The organism is Rathayibacter tritici, assembly GCF_002932875.1.
In the GTDB taxonomy this organism is placed as follows: Bacteria; Actinomycetota; Actinomycetes; order Actinomycetales; family Microbacteriaceae; genus Rathayibacter; species Rathayibacter tritici.
Map to the genome: position 1 here is coordinate 1 of NZ_PSWS01000072.1, position 22,316 is coordinate 22,316.

The window sequence follows — 22,316 nt, forward strand, 5'->3', positions numbered from 1 at the left end:
CACTCCCCGGAAAAAATTTCACCACGGACAACATGATGACAACACACGTACAGCCAACCGATACATCTCCTCCATCCGTTCGGCGGTCGAAAGATGCATCGCGCACTGGAAGAACTGGCAAATCCTCAAGACCGGCTATCGCGGACGTCTTACAGAACTTCCCAACCTCATTCGCACCGTCACCCGCCTCGAACTTTACCGACTCGGCTGGTAAATGCTTATGAATAACGCTCTGTGTTAGTGATCGAGGCTACGACGCCGACTATTCAAGCCAAGTATCAGGAGCCAGATGCCCGCGGCAAACAAGAGCAGCCCTGGAAACGGTCCGACTCCCTGGCTGTTGCCCAGACCATAGAGGGCGGAAAACACACCCCAAAGCATGAGGAGCGAGCCGATCACTATGCGCGGAGTCCCACCAATTTTCTTGTTAGTCACGACGCGAGTCTAACGGCCGCTCGATACCAGCGGTCCCTCATCATCGGAGCAAATCGCACCGCCGACATCATGAGCATGATCTGCCGCTCCGTCGCGCTCGGCGCGTGGCGGATGGGCGACACTTCCGGTGCCTCGTGCTCCCCAAGAGCTCGACGCGCCTGACGATCGCTGCGTGAGAGGAAATGCCTCGATTCACGGCATCGACGCTGACGGCGGGCGCGCGATCGGCAGGCGGTGCATCGAGCACGGACGCGAATCTACGGCTGGGGGCGCGGCGGCGGTTGCAAATCTGCCGGCATCGACGGCGTCAGTTCTGACATATTTCACGACAGCGGGCGTACAGGGACAGGCTTCGGCTTGACAGCAACCGCGTTCAACCAGCGCGCACATTGAATCGTCGAGCGGATCGACACGGTAGCTCCGAGCCAGAGCGGGGTTGCGGGCAGAATCAGCCGTAGACGTGGTTCGTCCGGGCGCAGGAGTCAGAGCAGAACGCCGCACGACGGGTGGCGATGGGTTCCGAGTAGGCGGCGCGGACGGGGCGAATGAAGAGATCGGCTATGGATCGGGGCATGCTCGGACCCTACGGGGGCGGATCTGATCGCGCCCGGGCACCGGCCGATCACTCGGCGATGCGCCCCAGCCATTCATCGAGCAGGAGGCGCTCCCCCGGGCTCAAGGCCTCGACCGCCGGGAGCGCCGTGCGCAGGGCGACGGCGTGCGCGACGACCGCGCGAGCCGCGGGGTCGGTGGGGCCTGCCTCCGCTGTGGTGATCGCCGCGAGGACGGACTCGCGGGAGCGGGACGAGAGCTCGTCGTCGGGGTCGGCGAGGGCGGTCAGGGTGAGGGTGCAGCCGAGCGCGGCTGCTTGCAGCAGGCGCGAGGCGCGCTCGATGTCGACCGTGAGGCGACCGGCCTCCGCGACGGCGCGGACCGCGTCGAGGAGGACGCCCCGGGACAGGCGCGCCGCTTCCGGCTCCTCCCCCGGTCGCGCGGTGAACATCAGCGCGTAGAGGTGCGGTTCGGCGAGCCCGAAGGCGACGTGGTGGTCCCAGGCGGCGCGGAGGGCGTCGACGGGGTCGGCCGGTGCCTCGCTCCGCTCGAAGTCGGCGAGTGCCGAGGCGAATCCGGCGGCCGCCGCGGAGTCGAGGAGCCCGCGAAGGTCGCCGAAGGTCCGGTAGATGGTGGGCGCCTGCACCCCCGCCGCCGCACTGATAGCCCGCGTCGACACAGCATCGCGCCCGCCGTCGGCCAGCAGCTCCACCGTCGCCCGGAGTATCCGCTCCCGCGTCGTCCCGCTCGCACTCACGCTACCGACGCTAACACGACCCCGTTAGCGCCTCGTGTCGAGGATCGGCCGGGGATCGTCTCAGCCGTGTCAGCGTCGTCGTGCGGTCCCGAAGATCCCGCGCACCACTTCTCGCAGGAGAGTCCTGCCTGCGCTCGAGCCCAGGACCTCCTCGACAACGGTCTTGTCGCGGCGGGTGGTGCGGGTCCCGCGCGAGGTCGGTGTCGTGCGCCTCCTGGAGCGCTCTGCGGCCTGGTCGGCGGCGCGTTCGGCGGCGACGCGCTCCTTGGCGCGGCGGGCGGCGTCCGCGGCGTCCTCCTTCGCGCGGCGGGCGTCGTCGGCGGCCTGCTGCTCGGCGGCAGCGCGGGCCTCCTCGGCCTCGGCGGCGGCGTCGAGCCGGTGGGTGAGGATCTCGCGGGCGGAGTCGCGGTCGAGGGCAGTGCCGTAGCGGGCGAGGAGCGGGGAGCGCTGGACGCTCGCCTCGCGGTCGGCCTCGGGAGTGGGCTTCATCGAGCCCAGCGGTGCGCGCAAGCGGGTCCAGGCGACCGGGGTCGGGGCGCCGCGCTCGTCCATCACCGTCACGATGGCCTCGCCGATGGGAAGCGCCTGCAGGACGGAGCCGAGGTCGTAGTCGCTCTCGGGGTAGGTCGAGACGGTCGCGCGGAGGGCCTTCGCGTCGTCGGGGGTGTGCGCGCGGAGCTGGTGCTGCACCCGGGAGCCGAGCTGGGCGAGGACGTCGCTCGGCACGTCCTTCGGCGTCTGTGTGACGAAGACGATGCCGACGCCTTTGGAGCGGATGAGCCGCACGGTCTGCGTGATCGCGGCGAGGAAATCCTTCGACGCGTCGCGGAAGAGCAGGTGCGCCTCGTCGAAGAAGAAGACGAGCTTGGGCTTATCGAGGTCGCCGACCTCGGGGAGGTCGTTGAAGAGGTCCGCGAGCAGCCACATCAGGAAGGTGGAGAACAGCGCCGGCCGGTCGGCGACTCCGGGGACCTCGAGGAGGCTGACCACGCCGCGGCCGTCGGGCGCGAGGCGCAGGAACTCGGCGGTGTCGATCTCGGGTTCGCCGAAGAAGACGTCGGCCCCCTGGTCGGCGAACGCGATCAGCTCGCGGAGGATCACCCCGGCCGTCGCCTTCGAGAGGCCGCCGAGCTCGGCGAGCTCCGCCTTGCCCTCGTCGCTGACGAGGTAGGTGAGCACGGCGCGGAGGTCGGAGAGGTCGACCAGCGGGAGGCGGGCGCTCTCGGCGTAGTGGAAGACGAGGCCGAGGCTCGACTCCTGCGTGTGGCTGAGGCCGAGCACCTTCGACAGCAGAAGCGGTCCGAAGCCGGTGACGGTCGCTCGGACGGGGACGCCGGTGCCGATGCCGCCGAGCGCGAAGTACTCGGCGGGCGCCGCCTCCGGCCGCCAATCCTGGCCGATACCGCGGGTGCGGGCGAGCAGCGCGTCATTCGCGGTGCCGGGGGTGGCGAGGCCGGACAGGTCGCCCTTGATGTCGGCGGCGAAGACGGGGACGCCGTGGGCCGAGAGCTGCTCGGCGAGCACCTGCAGGGTCTTGGTCTTGCCGGTGCCAGTCGCGCCGACGACGAGACCGTGCCGGTTGAGCATCCCGAGCGGGATGCGGACGGGGACGTCGATCCGAGCGTCGCCGTTGACGAGGGCGCCGAGTTCGAGGGCCGGGCCGGCGAAGGCGTAGCCGGTGCGCACGGCGTCGACGGCGCTCTCGGGGAGCGGGCCGGGGGCGGGGGCGGCAGGCGCCGCATCCGCAGTAGCTGCGGGCGCGTTCAGAGCCGCGGCCGCGGCCTCCGCTCGCGCGAGCGCTTCGGCGGCCTCGGCCTGCAGTCGGCGAGCGGCGTCCAGGGCCACTCGCGCCTCGTCCCGCGCCGAGGCGAGGGCGTCGTCGTCACTCATGGGCTCAGCCTAGGGTCGCGGCGGCTCAGTCCTCGCGGACGTGCCAGGACTGGCCGTAGCCGCCGTCGGCCTCGGGCCGGGCCATCAGTTCGAGGAACGGGTCGGCGCGGAGCGCCTCCGGGCCGAGCACTCCGGTCCCCGACCAGGCGCCGGTCGCGAGCAGCTCCAGCGCGATCACCGGGTTGAGCGCCGTCTGCCAGACCACGCACTGGGTGCCGTACTCGGCCATCGTCCACTCGTTGTCGCTCACGTGGTAGAGGTACACCTCGCGGTGCGTGCCGTCCTTCGCGCCCGAGACGAACAGACCCGCGCAGGTCTTGCCGGTCATCCGCGGGCCGATGCCGGCCGGATCGGGCAGGGCGGCGGCGACGACGTCCCGCGGCGAGACCTGGACGGGGCCGCCGGCCGAGCGGACCTTCAGGGGCTCGGTGCGGTCCAGGCCGAGGAGGTGGAGGGTGCGCAGGACGCCGATGAACTGCTCACCGAGGCCGTACTTGAAGGTGACCTTCTTCGCGTCGAGCCAGCGCGGCATCAGCAGCACCTCCTCGTGCTCCACGTTCACGCACTCGACCGGGCCGATGCCCTCCGGGAACTCGAACACCTCCGGCTCCGAGAAGGGGGCGGTGGTGTACCAGCCGCGATCGCGCTCGAAGACGACCGGCGGGTTCAGGCACTCCTCGATGGTGGTCCAGATGGAGAAGGAGGGCGCGAAGATCTCGCGGCCGTCCTCGTCGTGCACCACCAGATTCGCGCCGTCGCGCACGCCGAGCTCGTCGATCTCGTCCAAGAGGTGATCGGAGGCGTAGCGGGCGAAGACGTCGGAGAGGCCGGGCTCAACGCCCATTCCCACCAGGGCGAGGCGGCCGCGGGAAGACCACTCCTCCGATGCGGCGAACTGCTCGTCGCCGAGCATCACGCCGGTTCGCTCGTGCGGAGCGTCGGGATGGGGCGTCGACAGGCTCATCGCCATGTCGAGGTAGTCGGCCTCGGCGGCCAGGGCGCCGGCGAAGATCGCGGGGACGAAGCGCGGCTCGACCGCGTTCATCACGTGGGTGGCCCCGTGCGCCCGGGCGACGGTCTCGACGTTCTCGGCGTCGGAGGCGTCGATCCGGGCGGCGACGAAGCGATCGTCGACGCCGTGGCGCTCGGCGATCCAGGCGACGGTGCGCTCGGCCCGGTCGAGGTCGTAGTCGCAGACGATGATCTGCTCGAAGAAGGAGCGGCGGGCGGCGATCTTGGCGAAGGCGTCGCCGACGCCGCCGGCGCCGACCAGGAGGATTCTCATGGGGACACCGTAGCGACGGATCGCGTCGTCCACCACGCCGAGTACCGACGAGATCGGGGCACCGAGTCTCGTGCGGCCACCGGATCCGTCATCACCGCACCTCCTCGCCCCGTTCGAGCAGGCGGAGGAAGCCGGAAAGCCGCTCGAGGCCGATCAGCGAGGTGGGCAGCGAAGCGGCGAGCGCCGGAGAGTGCACCAGGTAGGCCGCCCATTTCGCTCGCGAGATCGCGACGTTGAGCCGGTTGGGCAGGAGGAGAAACTCCAGGCCGCGGGGCACATCCGCCCCGGAGGACGCGGCGAGCGAGACGATCGCGACCACCGCCTCGCGACCCTGGAAGAGGTCGACCGTGCCGACCGGCGTCTCGTCGAGTCCTGCGACGTCCAGGGCGGCACGGAGGAGCCCGCCCTGAGCGTTGTAGGGGGCGACGACGATCACATCGGCCGCGGTGAGACTCCGCTCGCCGTGCTCGTCGACCCAGGTGCGGCCGACGAGGGAGAGAGTGATCTCGACCACGCGCCGCGCCTCGTCCGGCGAGGAGGTGGTGTCGCCTGCGTGCTCCACCGGGACGGAGTGCAGGCCAGGCGCCACTCCCTCGAGCAGGCGTTCCTCGGGAGCCCGCGACCGCAGGGCGCCCTCGTAGGAGAGCTCGGAGACGGCGGCGGCGAGCGCCGGATGCATCCGGTGGGTCTGCGCGAGGAAGTAGCCGTACTCGGCCGGGAGGACGTCGTGCCCGTCGGCGAGCCAGCCGAGCGCCGACTCGTCCACTGGCTCGGGGTGCGCGCCCTGACTCACCTGCGGGAGTTGCTGCGGGTCGCCGAGCAGGAGCAGGCGCTGCGCGGAAACGGCGGATGCGATCGTCGGCGCGAGCGAGAACTGGCCGGCCTCGTCCGCGACGAGCAGGTCGAGCGAGCGGCGGGGGACGGTGACGGGGTTGGCGAAGGTCCAGGCGGTGCCACCGATGACGCAGCCGCTGCCCTCCTCGAGGACCGCGGTGAGCGCCGCCGCATTCTTCACCGGAGCCCAGAGGGCGGCCTCGAGCGCCTCGGCGGATGTGCCGGCCTTGGGCACCTTCGCGACCCGGGACGGATCGACTCCGCGGCCGACGACGGCGCCGAGCACGTTCTCGACCACCGAGTGCGACTGGCCGACCACGCCGATCCGCCAGCCGTACTCATTCACGAGGCGCGCGATGACGTGCGAACCGACGTAGGTCTTCCCTGTGCCGGGCGGACCCTGCACGGCGAGGGTCGCCCGTTCGAGCCCGAGCAGCGTGGTGACGACCGCGCCGATCACGTCGTCGCCCTGCACCGGAGCAACGGAGGCGGGCGGCACCCGGCGCAGGACGTCGAGCGCCGGGTCGGGCAGCATCGCGGGCAGAGCGTCGAGGACCTCGCCGCCCCACTCGGCGATCGCCTCGGGCTGAGGTGCGGCGCGAGGCGGCGGTGCCGGAGCGAGGGCGACGGGGGCATCGTCGTGCGGGTCCTCCCCCACCCTGAGGCCTTCCTTGAGGAGCAGGACGATCCGCTCCCCGTCGTCGTCGACCGCGAGGATCTCGGAGCGCTCGGATGCGCCGCGCAACCCCGGACCGGGCGAGGGAGCACCCGGCGGCGGCGGGGCCTCGTAGACGAGGTAGGGCGAGGAGCCGACGCCGAGCCGGCTGCCGGGAGCGAGGCGGCCAAGGATCCGCAGCTCCCGCGACTGCGTGCGCGCCCGCGGAGGTTTCGCCCAATCGCGGACGACCTCGACCCGGTCGATCATCACGACGTCGCGGGTCTCTGCCCACTCGTCGAGCGGCTGGCGGAGGCGGTCGAAGTGCTCCTGCCAGAAGGTCTTCGCCTCGCGGCGGTGGTAGTCGATCGCGGCACCGGCGAGGGCGAGGGCGCTCTGATCCGGTGTGCGCTCGCGCGGCTCCACGCCCTCGACCTGGGCGAGCAGGGCGACGGCGACCGGGTGCGGCTCGCGCGGCACAGGGATCTCGACCTCGAGCAGCGGCGGGAGCTCCTCGCGCGGCGGGGCAAGCGCCAGCAGCCAGTCGCGCAGCCGCAGAGTGGAGCGGCAGTCGTAGGCGTTGTACTCGGCAACGAGGTCGAGCCGGCGCTGCCCGTCGGCCGTCTCGACGGCCAGCGCAGCACGCGCCTGCACGTACATCTCGATGCTGTCGGCGGCGTTCGTCACGCCCGCCGCATCGCGTTCCTCCTCGCCCATATAGAGGGGCTCGAGCTTCTTCAGGGAGTAGCTGCGCGAACCCACCCGGAGCGCCCGCCGCACGACGGGGTAGAGGTCGACCAGGACGCCCTCGCGCAGGAGCGCGTCGACCTCCTCCTCGCCGACCCCGTGCCGGAGCGCGAGCGAGAGCAGGTGGCTGCGCTCGTAGGAGGCGTAGTGGTAGACGTGCATTCGCGGGTGCTCGGCGCGGCGGGCGCGCAGGAGCGCGAGGAAGTCCAGCAGCGCCCGCCGCTCGGCCGCGAGGTCGTGCGCCCAGAGCGCGGTGAACCGCTCCTGGTCGTCGACCATGCCGAAGAGATAGTCGAGGCCCCACTCGCGGTTGTCCTCGGAATACAGCGGGTCGCCCTCGAAGTCGAAGAAGAGGTCGCCCGGATCAGGCGCGGGTAACGCGGCGAGGACGGAGGCGTCGATCACCTCGACGGCCGGGACGGGCGATGCTTCGGAGCGCCGTTGCAGCCGCGCCTGGGCTCGCAGAGTCTCGAGCGTACCCGCGCCCAGCCCGGGGACGGAGCCGTCGTGTTCGGCGAGCGCGTCGAGGGTGCTCACTCCGGCCGCCGCGAGCTTCGCCCGCTGGTCGAGCCGCATCCCGGCGACAAGGATCGGATCGCGGTGGACCTGCACCTCGGGAGCGCAGACGGAGCAGCGCCCGCAGGAGGGGTAGCGCGGGTCACCCCACGCGAGCGGCCCGTCGTCGGCGAGGCGTTCGGCGAGCACGGCGCGGAGCCGGGCGCGCTGCACCCGCTGGACGGGGGCGACGACGGCGAGCTGGTGGGTGGTGACGGAGCCGTCGCCGAGCACGAGGTGGACCTGCTCCCCCACCCGGATGCCGCGCGCCTGCATCTGCTCGGCGTAGGCGGCGAGCTGCAGCAGCGCGGGGATCTTCGCGTGCCGGGCGAGCTTGGTGTCGTAGACCTCGTAGGCGCCCTCGGCGGTGCGCAGGAGGAAGTCGGAGAAGCCGAGGAACTCGCCGTCGAAGAAGGTGGCCTGGTAGAGCACATCGACTCCGGCCCGCATCGCCGCGACCGCGGCCTCGGCCGCCGCAGGGTAGTCGGCGGGCTCGGGGCGCGGGAATTCGAGGACCTCGTGCGAGCGCTTCAGCTCGGCGAGGAAGCGGTGCTCGTGCTCATCACCGAGAGCGGCGGTGCGCGCGAGCATCCCGTCCTTCTCGGCCTCCAGGCGCGGAGCGCGGCCCAGCAGGGCGTCGAACCGGCGGAGGACGGCCCACTCGCAGGCCGCCCAGTTCGCCAGGTCGGTGGGGCTCGTGACCACGCGGCCGGATTCCAGGTACACGCGACTCCCTCCGTGACCACCGGGCGGCGATCGCCTCCAGGCTAGGGCGACCCACCGACACCGGAACCGCCCGCGCGGGGCGCGTGGCAGGCTGGGCGGATGACCCGCGCGCGCTTCGAGATCATCCCGGCCGAGGACATCGGCGAGCGGGCGATGCGGGCGTTCCCGGATCCCTCCGCCGTGACGCTGACCGTGACGAGCCTGCCCAAGCACGGAACGGGGCGGACCGTGGACTGCGCGGTCGACCTCGCCGGGCGGGGGTTCCGCGTGGTGCCGCACCTCGCGGCACGCAACGTCGAGGGCCGCGGCGCGTTGGAGCGGGTGCTCGGGCGGATGGGTGACGCGGGGATCGACGAGGCGTTCGTGATCTCGGGCGACGCGACCTCGGCGGCCGGCTCCTACTCCACGAGCCTCGAGCTCCTCCGCGACGCCCGCGAGATCGCGCCCGGGCTGGCCCTGGACATCGCGGGGTACCCCGAGGGCCACCCGCACCTCTCCGACGAGAGCATCGAGCGGCACCTGCGCGAGCGCACCCCCTTCATCCGCTCGATCGTCACGCAGATGTGCTTCGACGTGGACGCCGTGGTGCGCTACGCCGACCGCCTCCGCGCGCAGGGGATCACGGCGGATCTGTGGGCGGGCGTGCCGGGGCCGGTCGAGCGCTCGCGGCTGCTGACACTGGGCGCGCGGATCGGGGTCGGCTCCTCGCTCGGATTCCTGCGACGGAGCACGTCGGTGGCCGGTGGACTCCTCCGCGGCCGCCGCTTCGATCCGTCCGCTTTCGTCGCGCGCCTGGAGTCCGCGGCCGGCGAGCGCCTCGCGGGCCTGCACGTCTACACCTTCAACGAGCTCGACTCCCTCGCCGCCTTCGCCTGATCGGCGCCGGTCTCTCCTCGCGAGACGCCGCCCGTCACGCCCACGCCCGGCCTCGCGCCATCAGCTCGCGCGACGGATCCAGATCGGCGGATGCGGGAGCTCGGCCTCGGAGCGGAGGCGGCCGGCCAGGGGCGCCCAGACCACGAGGGCCACGCCGATTCCGAGCAGAAGGCCGCCGACGGTGTCGCTCAGCCAGTGCGCGCCGAGGTAGGTGCGGCTCGCCATCATCGCCACCGTGGAGAGGAAGCCGGCGATCCAGACCCACAGCAGCGGGAAGACCAGGGCCAGCACCATCGCCGTGGTCGCGGCGTTCGCGGTGTGGCCGGAGGGGAACGAGCCGTAGTCGCTGGTGACGAGCATGTCGGCGGGGCGGGCGCGGCCCACCAGCTCCTTCACGAGCTGGGTGGCGCCGACGCTGACGAGTGCCGCGATCGCGTAGTAGAGCGCTGCCCACCGCCTCCGGAACACGAGCAGCACGGTGACGATGCCCAGCGGGATCAGCGTCGTGCCCACCAGGCCGGCGCCGACGGTGTTCATGACGAGGGCGGGGATGTCCCAGGCGGGCGAGCGGTGCTCGACGATCTCGTTCATCCACTCGACGTCGAAGCGGAAGGCGGACGTGGGGCGGAACGCGATCAGCACAGCCAGGAGCACCGTGAGCAGGAGGGCGAGCGAGGCCGAGATCAGCGGCCAGCGGCGGGAGACCCGGTGCGCGGCCTCCTTCGTGAGCAACCGCGCAACGACGTCGTCGGAGGGCACCTGCTCCCGCATCCGCTCGCGCTGGACGGCGTCGGGACGCGCTGTTGCGGGCTCGGTCGACACATGGTCGCGGCGGGAATCCATCCGGACATGATGCCGTCACCTCGCGTTCGCGCGTGGGGGGTTGCGGCGGACGGAGCGGCTTCGGCTCGTGGAACCGTGTCCGGCTCGTGAGAAGTAGCGGTTCCCGCGAGCCGGAACGGATTCTGCGAGCCGAAAGGTGCCGGGAGGCGGGGCAGCGCCCGGCGTCAGACGGGGTGGAGCGGGGTGGCGATCGGGTCGGCGAGCAGACGCTCGAAGGCGAGCTCGGCTGCGCCGAGCATCAGCAGATCGGCGCCGAGCTCGGTGCGGACGATGCGCACGGAGTCGAGCGCGACGCGGAACGGGCCGCCGCGGCCCAGCCGCTCCTCGAGGAACCCCGGCGCGACGCCGATCAGCGCGCCGAGGAAGCCGCCCAGCACCACGAGCTGGGGGTTGAACACATTGATCACATTGCGCAGGGCAACCGCGAGGTGACCGAGCTGGCGCTCGACTTCGGCCCGGACGGCCGGATCCTCCGAGGCGGCGAGCGCCTCCTCCAGCCGCTCGCCCTCGTCGAGGCCGAGCACGGTGAGCAGCTCGGCGCGCCCGACCTCGGTTTCGAGGCAGCCGACGGCGCCGCAGTGGCAGTCGATCCCCGCGCTGTTGACCAGGGTGTGGCCGATCTCGCCCGCGTAGCCGTCGATGCCGTGCAGCGGCGCGCCGCCGATGATGACGCCCGCGCCGACTCCGCTCGCGCCGCCGTTGAGGTAGACGAGGTGCGAGACGTCGCGACCGGCGCCCAGCACGCTCTCGGCGAGCGCGCCGAGGTTGGCGTCATTCGCCGAGAGGACGGGCAGGCCGGTGGCCTCGGCGAGCATGCGGGAGAAGGGCTCGTCGTCCCAGCCGAGGTGGGGACCGACCCGGACGAGACCGTCGGCGTCGCGCACGAGGCCCGGGACAGCGACGCCGATGCCGACCGTGCGGGTCTGGTCGGGGAGCTCCGCCAGCAGCTCGGCGACCGCCTCGGCCGCCAGGCGTGCAGCGGCCTCGGCGGTGGGCACGGAGGCGGAGCGGCGGATGCGGCGGCGCACGGTGGCGTCCACGCCGACCACGGCGACGGTCACAGCGTCGATCTCGGGGTTCACGGCGAGCGCGACGACTCCGGGATCGGCCTCGACGACGGGGCTCGGCCGGCCGACCTGGTTCGCCGTGGCGGGCTCGCGTTCGCGCACGATGCCCAGCTCGACCAGCTCGCTGACCAGGGCGGCGATGGTGGAGCGGTTCAGGCCGGTGAGGCGCGTCAGCTGAGAGCGGGAGCGGGGGCCGCCGCGATGCACGAGGCGGAGGATCGCCGAGAGATTGTGCCGCCGGACGCGGTCGAGGTTGTTGCCGCGCGTCGAGTGGTCGGGCATACCGCGGTCTCCTCTGCTTGCGGGGGTCAGCCTAGCCGCGGGGGCGGCGGCGGACGGACCGGCGGCGCACTCAGACCGCGACCCACCCCCACGTCCCGGCCGGCCCGTTCACCGTCACCTCACCTCGCGAGCGCGTCACCGTGAACACCGTCTCCTCCCCCGTGTCGTGCGCGACGACGCGCACCGGCGTCACTCCGTCCGGCCCCGGGAACACCCGCAGCCGCAGCCCGTCGAGGTAGTCGTACTCGGCCGTGTCTTCGCGCGCGCCCACCGGAATCACCGCGCCCTCACGCACATACAGCGGCAGTGAGTCGAAGCCGTGCATCTCCCGGCGCCACTCCCCCGTCGACGCGATCCTCTCGCCCGTCCACCAGCTGGTCCAGGTCCCGCGCGGCAGGTAGAACTCGACCGTGCCGTCCTCGGTGAACACCGGAGCGACGAGCAGGTCGTGGCCGAGGAGGTACTGGGTGTCGAGGTGGGCGGCATTGCGGTCGTCCTCGAACTCGAGCGCCATCGCCCGCATGATCGGGACGCCGGTGCGGGCCGCCTCCGCCCCCGCCGCGTAGAGGTAGGGCATCAGCGAGAGCTTCAGCCGAGTGAAGAGGCGGGTGATCTCCACCGCCTCCTCGTCGAACGCCCACGGCACGCGCACCGAGGACGAGCCGTGCAGCCTCGAGTGCGAGGAGAGCAGGCCGAACGCGAGCCAGCGCTTGAACACTCCGGGGTCGGGCGTGCCCTCGAAGCCACCGATGTCGTGCGCCCAGAAGCCGAACCCGCCGAGCGCGAGCGAGAGCCCGCCGCGCAGGGTCTCGGCCATCGACACGGCGGAGGAGGTGTTGTCCCCGCCCCAGTGCACCGGCAGCGACTGCCCGCCGACAGTGGCGCTGCGGGCGAAGAGCACGGCCCGGCCTTCGCCGAGCTCCTGCTCCAGCACCTCGTGCACCGCGCGGTTGTAGAGCTGGGTGTACCAGTTGTGCATGGCCTCGGGGTCGGTCCCGTCGGCCCAGGCGACTCCCTCGGACGGGATCCGCTCGCCGAAGTCGGTCTTGAAGGAGTCGACTCCCTGGCGCACGAGCACGCGCAGCTTCTCCTGGAGCCAGGCGGTCGCCTCCGGGTTCGTGAAGTCGATCAGGGCCATGCCGGCGACCCACAGGTCCCACTGCCAGACGTCGCCCGAAGCCGTGCGGAGCAGGTAGCCCTTCTCGCGACCCTCGGCGAACAGCGGCGACGCCTGGGCGATGTAGGGGTTGATCCAGACACAGGTGTGCAGACCGCGCGCGTGCAGGCGGGCGAGGACCCCCTCCGGGTCCGGGAAGGTGCGCGGGTCCCACTCGAGGTCGGTCCACTGGAACTCGCGCATCCAGAAGCAGTCGAAGTGGAACGCCGAGAGCGGTAACTCACGCTCCGCGAAGCCGTCGATAAAGGAGTTGACCGTCTCCTCGTCGTAGCTCGTCGTGAAGCTGGTCGTCAACCAGAGCCCATAGCTCCAGGCGGGCACGACGCGGGGGCGGCCCGCGAGGCCCGTGTAGCGGCGCAGCACATCCTTCTTCGTCGGGCCCTGAATCACCAGGTACTCCAGCGCCTCGCCGCCGACCGAGAACTGCACGCGCTCGACCGCCTCCGAGCCGATCTCGAACGAGACGAGGCCGGGATCGTTGACGAGCACGCCGTAGCCGCGGCTGGAGAGGTAGAACGGCACGTTTTTATAGGCCTGCTCGGAGGAGGTGCCGCCGTCGGCGTTCCAGACATCGACGCTCTGGCCGTTCTTCACGAAGGGGCCGAAGCGCTCGCCGAGCCCGTAGACCAGCTCGCCGACACCGAGGTCGAGCTGCTCGTGCAGGTAGGCGGCTCCGTCGGGTCCGGTCAGGTACCCCTGCGCCTTGTGCCCGGAGCCGGTGAGGCGCGTGCCGGTCGAGGTGTCCCAGAACTCCAACGACCACGGAGCGCCCTGCGCGATGCGGACCTCGAGGTCGCCGGTGCGCAGCACACCGCCCTCCTCGATGACCTCCGCCACTCCGACGTCACCCTCGACCAGCTCGAAGCCCGGCCGCGTCGCCGTGCCGCGCCAGTGCTCGATGCGCACCCGCGCGACTCCCTCGGCCGGTGAGGAGAGGGTGACGGTGAGTGCTGGCCGGTTGAGCACATCGCCGCGGCCCTGGATGACGCGGGTCGGGGCAATCACCTCGAGCGAGGAGCCGTCGGAGCGGATGTCGTATGCCTCCTGAGCGAACAGGGGCGTGAATCCGGCCCGCGTTTGCCAGAACCCGTCGGTGAACTTCATGGGGTGCCTTTCGATGGCGCGCCGACGGGATCCGAGCGAGGACCCCGCAGGCGGTGGAGGGAGAGAGGCTACTTCACCGCGCCGGCAGTGATGCCGCGGGTGAGGGTGCGCTGGAAGATCAGGAAGAAGATCAGCGTCGGGAGCAGGCCGAGGAGGGCGCTCGCGCTGGTCGTGGTGACGTCCATGATCTTGTCGCCCTGGAGGCTCGAGATCGCGATCGGCACGGTCTGCGTCGCGTCGCTGACCAGGAAGACCAGCGGGATGAGGAACTCGTTCCAGGTCCAGATGAAGAAGAAGATCATCAGGACGGAGAGAGTCGGCCGCGAGATCGGGACGATCACCCGGGTGAGCACCTGCCACTTCGAGGCGCCGTCGAGAGCGGCGGCCTCGAGGATCTCCTTCGGGAAGGTGCCGTAGACGCTCGAGAGCAGATAGGTGCCGAACGCCGACTGGATCACGGTGAAGATGACGATGACGGAGAGCTGGGTGTCGTAGATCCCGACCGCCTTGAACATGTAGTACAGCGGGTAGAGCAGGGCCTCCTGCGGGAGCATATTGGCCAGCAGGAACAGGACGATGATCCAGCTCCGACCGCGCACTCGGCCGATCCCGATCGCGTAGGCGTTGAGCACCGAGAGGGCGACGGCGAGGATCGCGACCGAGCCAGAGATCAGGATCGAGTTACCGAGCTTTTCGGGGAAGTCGACGCGGCTCCAGAAGGTCGAGAGGCCATCGAAGGAGAGACCGGTGGGGAAGGCGAGCGGGCCGTTCGCCGAATACTCCGCGGGGGTCTTGAACGAATTGAGCAGAATCAGCAGCACGGGGCTGATGATCACCAGTCCGATCACGACCGCGACCGCGAGGATCACCCAGTCGCCGACCGTCCGCTTGCTGGCTCCCTTCGCCGGCGTGGGCGGACGGGTGGACGCGAGGTCCGCGTCCCCCGTGCCGGCCTGAGTGAGGGGCAGGGTTTCGATGGCCGACATCAGCGGGCTCCTTCGCTGCGCTCGACGCGCTCCTGCGCGCGGATGAACAGCACGGCGAGGATCACGATGACGATCGTGAGCGCGGTCGCGATGGTGGCGCCGTAGCCCACCTGCTGCTTCTGGAAGAACTCGGTGTAGGAGTAGTAGGAGGGAACGATCGTGGAGTCGCCGGGCCCGCCGCGGGTCAGCGCATAGATCGGGCCGAACACCTTCAGTGCGGCAATGGTGCAGGTGAGGGTGACCACGAAGATTTCGGGGCGGATGATCGAGACCGTGATCCAGCGGAAGCGCTGGAACCAGTTCGCCCCGTCGAGCTCGGCGGCCTCGTAGAGCTCCGGATCCACCCGCTGCAGCGCCGCCATGAAGATCACGACCGGATAGCCCAGCTGCACCCAGATCATCACGACCATGATCGAGAGCATCGCCGTGTCGGGCTTGCCCAGCCAGTCGTGCGACAGGGAGCCGAGGCCGACCGCCTCGAGGATCGAGTTCAGCGCACCGCTGTCGGGTCGCAGGATCCAACCGATGACGATCGCGGCGATGACGGTCGGCAGAATCTGCGGGAGGTAGTAGGTGGCGCGGAGAAAGCTCGCCAGCCGCCCGCCGAACTTCTTGCCGACGAGGTCGAAAAGGATCGCGGCGAGCAGGAGGCCGAGGATCGTCGGCACGATCACCATCGCGATGATCATGTAGACCGAGTTCAGGAACGAGGTCCAGAACTGGTCATCGCCCATGAGCTCGACCCAGTTGTCGAGGCCGATGAAGGTCGGCGGCTTGATGCCGCGCCAGGACGTGAAGCTGATGTAGACGTTCCAGACCAGCGGGATCAGCACGATGAACGTGAAGAGCACGAACCCCGGGATCAGGTAGAGCCAGTAGCCGCCGGAGCGCTTCTCGCGGGGCGGCGTTGTGGCGCTCTCCGCGCGACGAGGTGCTGTCGTCGTCATAGGTACTCCTCATTCGGACGGATTCGTGGGTTGTCCTGCCGCGAGATGCCACTTACGACGGGGTACGACGGCGTGTCGCCCTCATAAGTGGCATCTCGCGGAGGGGAGGGGGCGGGGTGGCGTTACTTGATGTCGGCGACTCCGTCGTCGTAGGTGGACTGGAGGTCGGCGAGCATGGCGGACTGGTCGGAGGAGCCGTTGATCAGCTCCTGGGTCGCGGCGACGAGGTCGTCGTAGAAGGTCGCGGTCGGCCAGTCGGGGTAGAAGGAGAGCTGGTCGCCGGCGACGACCGTCTTCCACTGCGAGAGCAGCGCCTTGCTCTTCTCGTCCGTGATGGCGCTCTCGTCGACGACCAGCGGGATGCCTCCGTTGTTGCCGATGAGGTTCTGGATCTCGGGCCGCATCGTGATGTCGATCCACTTGTAGGCGAGATCCTTGTTCTTCGCCGTCTCCGGGATCACCCAGTGGTTGCCCGCCGAACCCATCGTGAACTCGGCGCCCGGGAAGAGGAAGGTGTCCCAGTCGAATCCGGTGATCTCGGTCGTGAAGCGGCCGAACCACCACGAGCCCGAGAAGAAGATCGGATACTGGCCCGAAATGAACGCCGTGCCCGCGTCCTCGGCCTTCAGCCCGGAGGCGTCGGCCGAGAAGTAGCCCTTATCGACGTAGGTCTTCAGCTGATCGGCGGCGTAGCTCCATGCCGCGTCCTCGAAGTCGACCTCTCCCGTGTAGGTCTGGTAGTCCGTGATCCAGGAGCGGTCGGCTTTCAGCAGCGCGAGCTGGTAGAAGAGCTGCTGCAACGGGTACTCGGCGCCGGCCTCGGCCAGCGGAGTGATCCCCTTCGCGACAAAGGCGTCCAGGACAGCCGTGAACTCCTCGTAGGTGGTGGGCACCTCGAGGCCGTTCGCGGCGAAGGCGTCCTTGTTGTAGTACACGAACGTGAATTCGCCGTAGTTGGGGATTCCATACCAGGAGCCGGACCCCATGATCCCGTTCTCGTCGTACTTCGCGGTGGTCTGCAGGGCGCCGGGGATGAGCGAGTCCCAGCCGTAGAACGAGACCGCCTCGTCGAGGTTGGTGAGAAGGCCCTGGCTCGAGAGGAGCCCGCTGGTCGCGTTGCCCTTGTTGTATTCGACGACGTCGGGCGCCGAGTTCGAGTTGAAGATCTGGCTGGCTCCGGTGCGCAGCTGCTCGAAGGCCTTGAATTCGTAGGCGATCTCGGCGCCCGTCTCCTGCGTGAAGATGTCGCGGGCGGCGAGCCAGGCGATGCCGCGGTCGCTGTCGGGCGTCTCGAAGTCCCAGAGGGTGAGGGTGCGGCCGGCGCCGTCGACCGTGGTCGACAGTGCCTCGGAGCCGGCGTCGGAGCCGCCTCCGGAGCAGGCGGTCAGCGCGAACATCGCGCTGAGGCCGACTCCGCCGGCGAGCAGGTTGCGCCGGGTGAGACCGGCGGTCGGGCGGTGGAAGGCGGAGCGGGATCGGAGCGTCATTGCGGTGGTTCTCCTTCGAACGGTGCGGTGGTGCTGCGGGGGGTGGAGCAGGGAGGGCTCTCTCGCGCGAATGGTCGAAGCGTTTCGACAGTGCGGACAGTGCGGACAGTGCGGACAGTGCGGCCAGTGGTAGTCGGTGCAGAAGGGAGGAGGAGGACTAGAGGGCGGCCGGCACGCGAGCGCCGGACGGGACCGCCGACACCGCGGCGCCGGTCGGAGCGACCGCGAGGGACCCGCGGTCGACGTAGGAGGGCGGAAGCAGCTCGACTCCGACGGTGCGGCCGGAGTCGATCTGCTCGAGGGTCCGCGCGACGGCCGCTCGGCACATCGCGTCGAACGGGAGGGGAAGGCTACTGGTGGGCACGGGAAGGTCGCCCCCGTCATAGCTGGCGCACGCGGCCAGAATCGACAGTTCGCCGGGCACCGAGAGGCCCCGCTCGAGGACCCGCTCGATCGCCGCCTCCGCCACGGGCTCGTTGCAGTGCAGCACGAGGGCGGTGGGCGAGACGGGGGCGGCCAGGATCGCGTCGATCGCGGCCGACGCACTCGGGCGGCCGAGGTGCGGGCGCTCGACGGCGATCTCGACTCCCAGCGCCGCAGCCTCGGCGCGGAATGCCTCGTCGAAGCGGCGGACGAAGCCGGCGTTGCGATCGGTGTACGACTGCGGGTGCTCGAGCAGCCCGAGCGAGCGATGACCCAGATCGGCGAGTCGACGCACGCTCTGGCGGGCGGCCTCGGCGAAGTCGAGGTCGACGCAGGCCAGATCGTGGGAGTCGGCAGGCACTCCGATGAAGGTGGCGGGCACGCCCGCCGCGCGGATCAACTCGGCGCGGTCATCGTCGTCGTCGACACCCATCAGGACGATGCCATCCACGAGCGAGGACGAGGAGACGCGGCCGATGCCGCTGGAAGCCTCGTCGGTGACGAGCAGCAGCACGTCGTAGTCCGACTCCCTGGCCCGCTCGAGCACCTCGGTGACGAAGCGCATGTGGGTTGGCAGGTGCAACTCGCCGCGCATCGGAGCGGAGAGGGCGAGGATGTGGGTCCGCGCGCCGGCGAGCATTCGGGCCCCGGCGTGCGGCCGGTAGCCGAGCTGGCGCACCGCGTCGTCCACGCGCTGCCGAGTGGAGGCGGCGATCGATCTCTTGCCGGAGAGGGCGTAGGAGACGGTGCTGATCGAGACTCCGGCAGCGCGGGCCACGTCGTGAATGGTCGCCATGATTCCTCCTGCCGGACGTCGTCGTCGGTCGCGGCCGAGCTTCGAAGCGCTTCGACCGGTGGTGCTCGAGCGACTGTACGCACAGTCGAAGCGCTTGCACAAGCGCTCGGCGGACGGGTCGGGCGTTGCCGGAGGCGTTGCGCCCCTCCGCTCGCACGGGATATGTTGGAGCCAACAACAATTCGGCGACGTCGCCGGAAAGGATTCGGATCTCATGTCCCTGACCCCCACCCGCGCTGACAAGTTCTCGTTCGGCCTCTGGACCATCGGCTACAACGGGACGGACCCGTTCGGCGGCCCGACCCGCGAGCCGCTGGACGTCGTGCACGCGGTCGAGAAGCTCGACGAGCTCGGCGCCTACGGCCTCACCTTCCACGACGACGACCTGTTCGCCTTCGGCTCCACCGACGCCGAGCGCCAGACCCAGATCGACCGCCTCAAGGGTGCACTGGAGTCGACCGGCCTCGTTGTGCCGATGGTCACCACCAACCTCTTCAGCGCCCCGGTCTTCAAGGACGGCGGCTTCACGTCGAATGACCGCGACGTGCGCCGCTTTGCGCTGCGCAAGGTCCTCCGCAACATCGACCTCGCCGCCGAGCTGGGCGCGAAGACCTTCGTGATGTGGGGTGGCCGCGAGGGCGCCGAATACGACTCTGCGAAGGACATCCGCGCGGCGCTCGAGCGCTACCGCGAGGCCGTCAACCTGCTCGGCGACTACGTCACCGACAAGGGCTACGACATCCGCTTCGCCATCGAGCCCAAGCCGAACGAGCCCCGCGGCGACATCCTGCTGCCGACCCTGGGCCACGCGATCGCCTTCATCGACTCCCTCGAGCGCCCCGAGCTGGTCGGCGTGAACCCTGAGGTCGGTCACGAGCAGATGGCGGGCCTGAACTTCGCGGCCGGCATCGCCCAGGCGCTGTACCACGGCAAGCTCTTCCACATCGACCTCAACGGCCAGCGCGGCATCAAGTACGACCAGGACCTCGTCTTCGGTCACGGCGACCTGCACAACGCGTTCGCACTCGTCGACCTGCTCGAAAACGGCGGCCCCGGCGGCGTCCTTAGCTACGACGGCCCTCGCCACTTCGACTACAAGCCCTCGCGCACCGAGGACGAGACCGGCGTCTGGGACTCGGCCGCCGCGAACATGCACACCTACCTGCTGCTCAAGGAGCGCGCCGCGGCCTTCCGCGCCGACCCCGAGGTGCAGGAGGCACTGGCCGCCGCGAAGGTCGCCGAGCTGTCCACTCCGACGCTGAACGAGGGCGAGTCGTACGACGACCTGCTCGCGGACACCGCCTCGTACGAGTCGTTCGACGCCGACGCCTACCTCGGCGGCAAGGGCTTCGGCTTCGTGCGCCTGCAGCAGCTGGCCACCGAGCACCTGCTCGGCGCCCGCAGCTGACCAGCATCCCCTGATCCCGCGGTCCACCGCGGGACCCCCTGAGACGGACGAGATCCCCTGCCCCGGCACGGGATCTCGTCCGTTCTCCTGCATCCGGAACCGGCCACCCACGCGCCCGAATCCCCCAACGAAAGAGGACAGTGATGACGCTCGTCGCAGGCATCGACTCGTCGACCCAGAGCTGCAAGGTGGTCGTGCGCGACCTCGACACCGGCGCCGTCGTGCGCACCGGCCGGGCGAGCCACCCCGACGGAACCGAGGTCGATCCGGCCGCGTGGTGGGAAGCGCTGCATCTCGCCCTCGCCGACGCCGGCGGACTCGACGACGTCGCCGCGATCTCGGTCGGCGGGCAGCAGCACGGCATGGTCGTCCTCGACGAGAACGGCGCCGTGATCCGCCCCGCCCTGCTCTGGAACGACACCCGCAGCGCCCCCGCCGCCGCCGCGCTGATCGAGGAGCTCGGTGCCCAGGCCTGGGCGGAGCGCACCGGATCGGTGCCGGTCGCCTCCTTCACCGCCACCAAGCTCCGCTGGCTGCGCGACGCCGAGCCCGAGAACGCCGCTCGCGTCGCTGCTGTCGCACTCCCCCACGACTGGCTGACCTGGCGCTTGCTCGGCTACGGCCCCGACTCCGCCCGCGGACCGCAGCTCGACGCACTGACCACCGACCGCTCCGACGCCTCCGGCACCTCCTACTGGGGAGCCGACGGCTACGACCTCGACCTGCTCGAGCGCGCCCTCGGCCACCGCCCGTTCCTCCCCCGCGTGCTCGGCCCCTCGGAGGAGGCGGGCCGCACCGAGAGCGGCCTCGTCGTCGGCCCCGGCGCGGGCGACAACGCAGGAGCCGCGCTCGGCCTCGGCGCCGGACCCGGCGACGTGGTCGTCAGCATCGGCACGAGCGGCACCGTCTTCGCGGTGACCGACGACCCGGTGCGCGACCCCTCCGGGACCGTGGCCGGCTTCGCCGACGCGAGCGGACGCTTCCTGCCGCTGGTCGCGACGCTCAACGCCGCGCGCGTGCTCGCCTCGACCGCGACCCTGCTCGGCAGCGACTTCGACGAGTTCGCCGCGTTGGCGCTCGAGGCGGAGCCGGGCGCGGGCGGTCTCGTGCTCGTCCCGTACTTCGAGGGCGAGCGCACTCCGAACCTGCCGGACGCGACCGCGAGCCTGCACGGGATGACCATCGCCTCGACCACACGGCCGAACCTGGCCCGCGCGGCGATCGAGGGCATGCTCTGCGGTCTGGCCGACGGCCTCGACGCGGTGCGCGCGCAGGGAGTGGAGGCGCGCCGCATCCTCCTGATCGGCGGGGCCGCACAGAACCGCGCCGTGCAACTTGCGGCCTCCCAGGTGTTCGACGTGCCCGTGCAGGTGCCGACGCCCGGCGAGTACGTGGCCGACGGCGCCGCCGTGCAGGCTGCGTGGGCGCTGACCGGCTCGCGCCCGGCCTGGGCGGTCACCTCGGTGGCAGAGCCCGCTCCGGATCACCGCCCGGTGATCCGCGAGCAGTACGCGGCTGCCCGCGCCTGAGGCTCGGCCCCGGTCCTCATCCAGGGCCGGGGCCGCGCCGCAAGCCCCCGTGAACGGGGAGCAGAATCGCGCTAGCCTTATTACTCAGCCAGCTGACTAATGGAGGAGCGACATGACCGCCACCCGAAGCACCGACCGCATCCGGCACTCCGTCGTCGCCGCGAGCGCGGTGCTCGCCCTCCTCGGCTCGTTCATCGGATCCGGCGCGGCCGGCGGCACGCAGATCCAGGACGCGGCCGGTGGAGCGCTGACCGCCTCCTCCACTCCTGTCGCTCCCGACGGCCCGGCATTCGCGATCTGGAGCGTCATCTACACCGGCCTGATCGCCTACGCGATCTGGCAATTCCTTCCCTCGCAGACCGCCCGCACCCGCCACCGTCGCCTCGGCTACTGGGCCGCGGCGAGCCTGCTCCTCAACGCGGCGTGGATCCTGGTCGTGCAGGCCGGGTTCCTGACGCTCAGCGTCCTCGTGATCGCCCTGCTGCTCGCGGTCCTCGCCCGCATCTTCGTGATCCTGCGCACCACCCGCTCCGCCGGAGGAGTCGACGCGATCGTGACCGACGGGACTTTCGGCCTCTACCTCGGCTGGGTGTGCGTGGCCACGGCGGCGAACGTGGCGGCCGGGCTGGTCGGCGCGGGGGTCGGCAGCGCCGACGGGCCGGGAGCCGCAGTCTGGGCGGTCGTCGTACTGGCCGTCGCCGCACTGGTCGGGCTGCTCCTCGCCGTCACCGGCCGCGGTCGCCTCGCTCCGATGCTCTCGCTGGTCTGGGGGCTCTCGTGGGTAGCCGTCGGCCGTTTCGCCGGCGAGCTCGTCTCGATCCCCGCCGGGATCGCCGCGCTGGTCGCCGCCGTGGTCGTCCTGGCGGCCACTGTCCTCATCCGCGTCGCGGCGGACCGACGGGCCAGCGCCTGACGCCTGCATAACGAAGGCCGAGCGGCCGGAATAGCCCTCAGG

18 protein-coding genes are annotated in these 22,316 nt (G+C 70.8%); 5 read left to right on the forward strand and 13 right to left on the reverse strand.

Annotated features, from left to right (window positions below; translation table 11 throughout):
• On the forward strand, positions 1-214 hold a 214-nt coding region (locus C5D07_RS14320), incomplete at its 5' end, for a transposase family protein (protein WP_146079797.1).
• Between the two features lie 23 nt (positions 215-237).
• On the opposite strand, the gene C5D07_RS15495 is transcribed toward C5D07_RS14320, so the two are convergent.
• The 6 genes from C5D07_RS15495 to C5D07_RS14340 all read right to left on the reverse strand — a co-directional run bounded on the left by C5D07_RS15495 (position 238) and on the right by C5D07_RS14340 (position 8,436).
• On the reverse strand, positions 238-435 hold the full coding sequence (locus tag C5D07_RS15495; RefSeq protein ID WP_146076750.1) for a hypothetical protein: 198 nt from the start codon (positions 433-435) through the stop codon (positions 238-240).
• A gap of 448 nt (positions 436-883) precedes the next feature.
• On the reverse strand, positions 884-1,009 hold the full coding sequence (locus tag C5D07_RS16275) for a hypothetical protein (RefSeq protein ID WP_258062059.1): 126 nt from the start codon (positions 1,007-1,009) through the stop codon (positions 884-886).
• A gap of 48 nt (positions 1,010-1,057) precedes the next feature.
• On the reverse strand, positions 1,058-1,744 hold the full coding sequence (locus C5D07_RS14325) for a TetR/AcrR family transcriptional regulator (protein WP_104259618.1): 687 nt from the start codon (positions 1,742-1,744) through the stop codon (positions 1,058-1,060).
• Positions 1,745-1,813: 69 nt separating this feature from the next.
• Positions 1,814-3,634 carry a helicase HerA-like domain-containing protein gene (locus tag C5D07_RS14330; RefSeq protein WP_104259619.1) on the reverse strand — a complete coding sequence of 607 codons (1,821 nt, stop codon included), beginning with the start codon at positions 3,632-3,634 and terminating at the stop codon, positions 1,814-1,816.
• A 25-nt stretch (positions 3,635-3,659) separates the two neighbouring features.
• The gene (locus tag C5D07_RS14335; RefSeq protein ID WP_104259626.1) at positions 3,660-4,919 is read right to left on the reverse strand and encodes a saccharopine dehydrogenase family protein; all 1,260 of its coding nucleotides are present in this window, start codon (positions 4,917-4,919) and stop codon (positions 3,660-3,662) included.
• Between the two features lie 91 nt (positions 4,920-5,010).
• On the reverse strand, positions 5,011-8,436 hold the full coding sequence (locus tag C5D07_RS14340) for a TM0106 family RecB-like putative nuclease (protein WP_104259620.1): 3,426 nt from the start codon (positions 8,434-8,436) through the stop codon (positions 5,011-5,013).
• A gap of 99 nt (positions 8,437-8,535) precedes the next feature.
• On the opposite strand from C5D07_RS14340, the gene C5D07_RS14345 reads away from it, so the two are divergent.
• A complete protein-coding gene (locus tag C5D07_RS14345; RefSeq protein WP_104259621.1) occupies positions 8,536-9,312 on the forward strand; it encodes a methylenetetrahydrofolate reductase in 777 nt (258 codons plus the stop codon).
• Positions 9,313-9,372: 60 nt separating this feature from the next.
• On the opposite strand, the gene C5D07_RS14350 is transcribed toward C5D07_RS14345, so the two are convergent.
• From C5D07_RS14350 to C5D07_RS14380, 7 genes are all read right to left on the reverse strand, one after another.
• Complete coding sequence (locus tag C5D07_RS14350; RefSeq protein ID WP_237358177.1) at positions 9,373-10,155, reverse strand: phosphatase PAP2 family protein; 783 nt, start codon at positions 10,153-10,155, stop codon at positions 9,373-9,375.
• Positions 10,156-10,319: 164 nt separating this feature from the next.
• A complete protein-coding gene (locus C5D07_RS14355; protein WP_068254996.1) occupies positions 10,320-11,504 on the reverse strand; it encodes an ROK family transcriptional regulator in 1,185 nt (394 codons plus the stop codon).
• Between the two features lie 70 nt (positions 11,505-11,574).
• Positions 11,575-13,785: an alpha-xylosidase gene (gene yicI, locus C5D07_RS14360; protein WP_068254999.1), complete on the reverse strand. Its 2,211-nt coding sequence runs from the start codon at positions 13,783-13,785 to the stop codon at positions 11,575-11,577.
• 68 nt (positions 13,786-13,853) lie between these two features.
• On the reverse strand, positions 13,854-14,771 hold the full coding sequence (locus C5D07_RS14365) for a carbohydrate ABC transporter permease (RefSeq protein ID WP_084416008.1): 918 nt from the start codon (positions 14,769-14,771) through the stop codon (positions 13,854-13,856).
• Positions 14,771-15,718, reverse strand: a complete 948-nt coding sequence (locus tag C5D07_RS14370; protein ID WP_068255002.1) for a carbohydrate ABC transporter permease — start codon at positions 15,716-15,718, stop codon at positions 14,771-14,773. The genes C5D07_RS14365 and C5D07_RS14370 overlap by 1 nt, the downstream gene beginning before the upstream one ends.
• Before the next feature lie 122 nt (positions 15,719-15,840).
• Entirely contained in the window at positions 15,841-17,205 is a 1,365-nt protein-coding gene (locus C5D07_RS14375) for an ABC transporter substrate-binding protein (RefSeq protein WP_068255005.1), read from the reverse strand.
• A gap of 157 nt (positions 17,206-17,362) precedes the next feature.
• Entirely contained in the window at positions 17,363-18,424 is a 1,062-nt protein-coding gene (locus tag C5D07_RS14380; RefSeq protein ID WP_068255008.1) for a LacI family DNA-binding transcriptional regulator, read from the reverse strand.
• A gap of 214 nt (positions 18,425-18,638) precedes the next feature.
• On the opposite strand from C5D07_RS14380, the gene xylA reads away from it, so the two are divergent.
• The 3 genes from xylA (at position 18,639) to C5D07_RS14400 (ending at position 22,274) form a co-directional block, all read left to right on the forward strand.
• Positions 18,639-19,832 carry a xylose isomerase gene (gene xylA / locus C5D07_RS14390; RefSeq protein WP_104259622.1) on the forward strand — a complete coding sequence of 398 codons (1,194 nt, stop codon included), beginning with the start codon at positions 18,639-18,641 and terminating at the stop codon, positions 19,830-19,832.
• A gap of 143 nt (positions 19,833-19,975) precedes the next feature.
• Positions 19,976-21,361, forward strand: coding sequence for a xylulokinase (gene xylB, locus C5D07_RS14395; protein ID WP_068255016.1), 1,386 nt, complete (start codon positions 19,976-19,978; stop codon positions 21,359-21,361).
• A 112-nt stretch (positions 21,362-21,473) separates the two neighbouring features.
• A complete protein-coding gene (locus tag C5D07_RS14400; RefSeq protein WP_068255018.1) occupies positions 21,474-22,274 on the forward strand; it encodes a tryptophan-rich sensory protein in 801 nt (266 codons plus the stop codon).
• Positions 22,275-22,316: the final 42 nt, after the last annotated feature.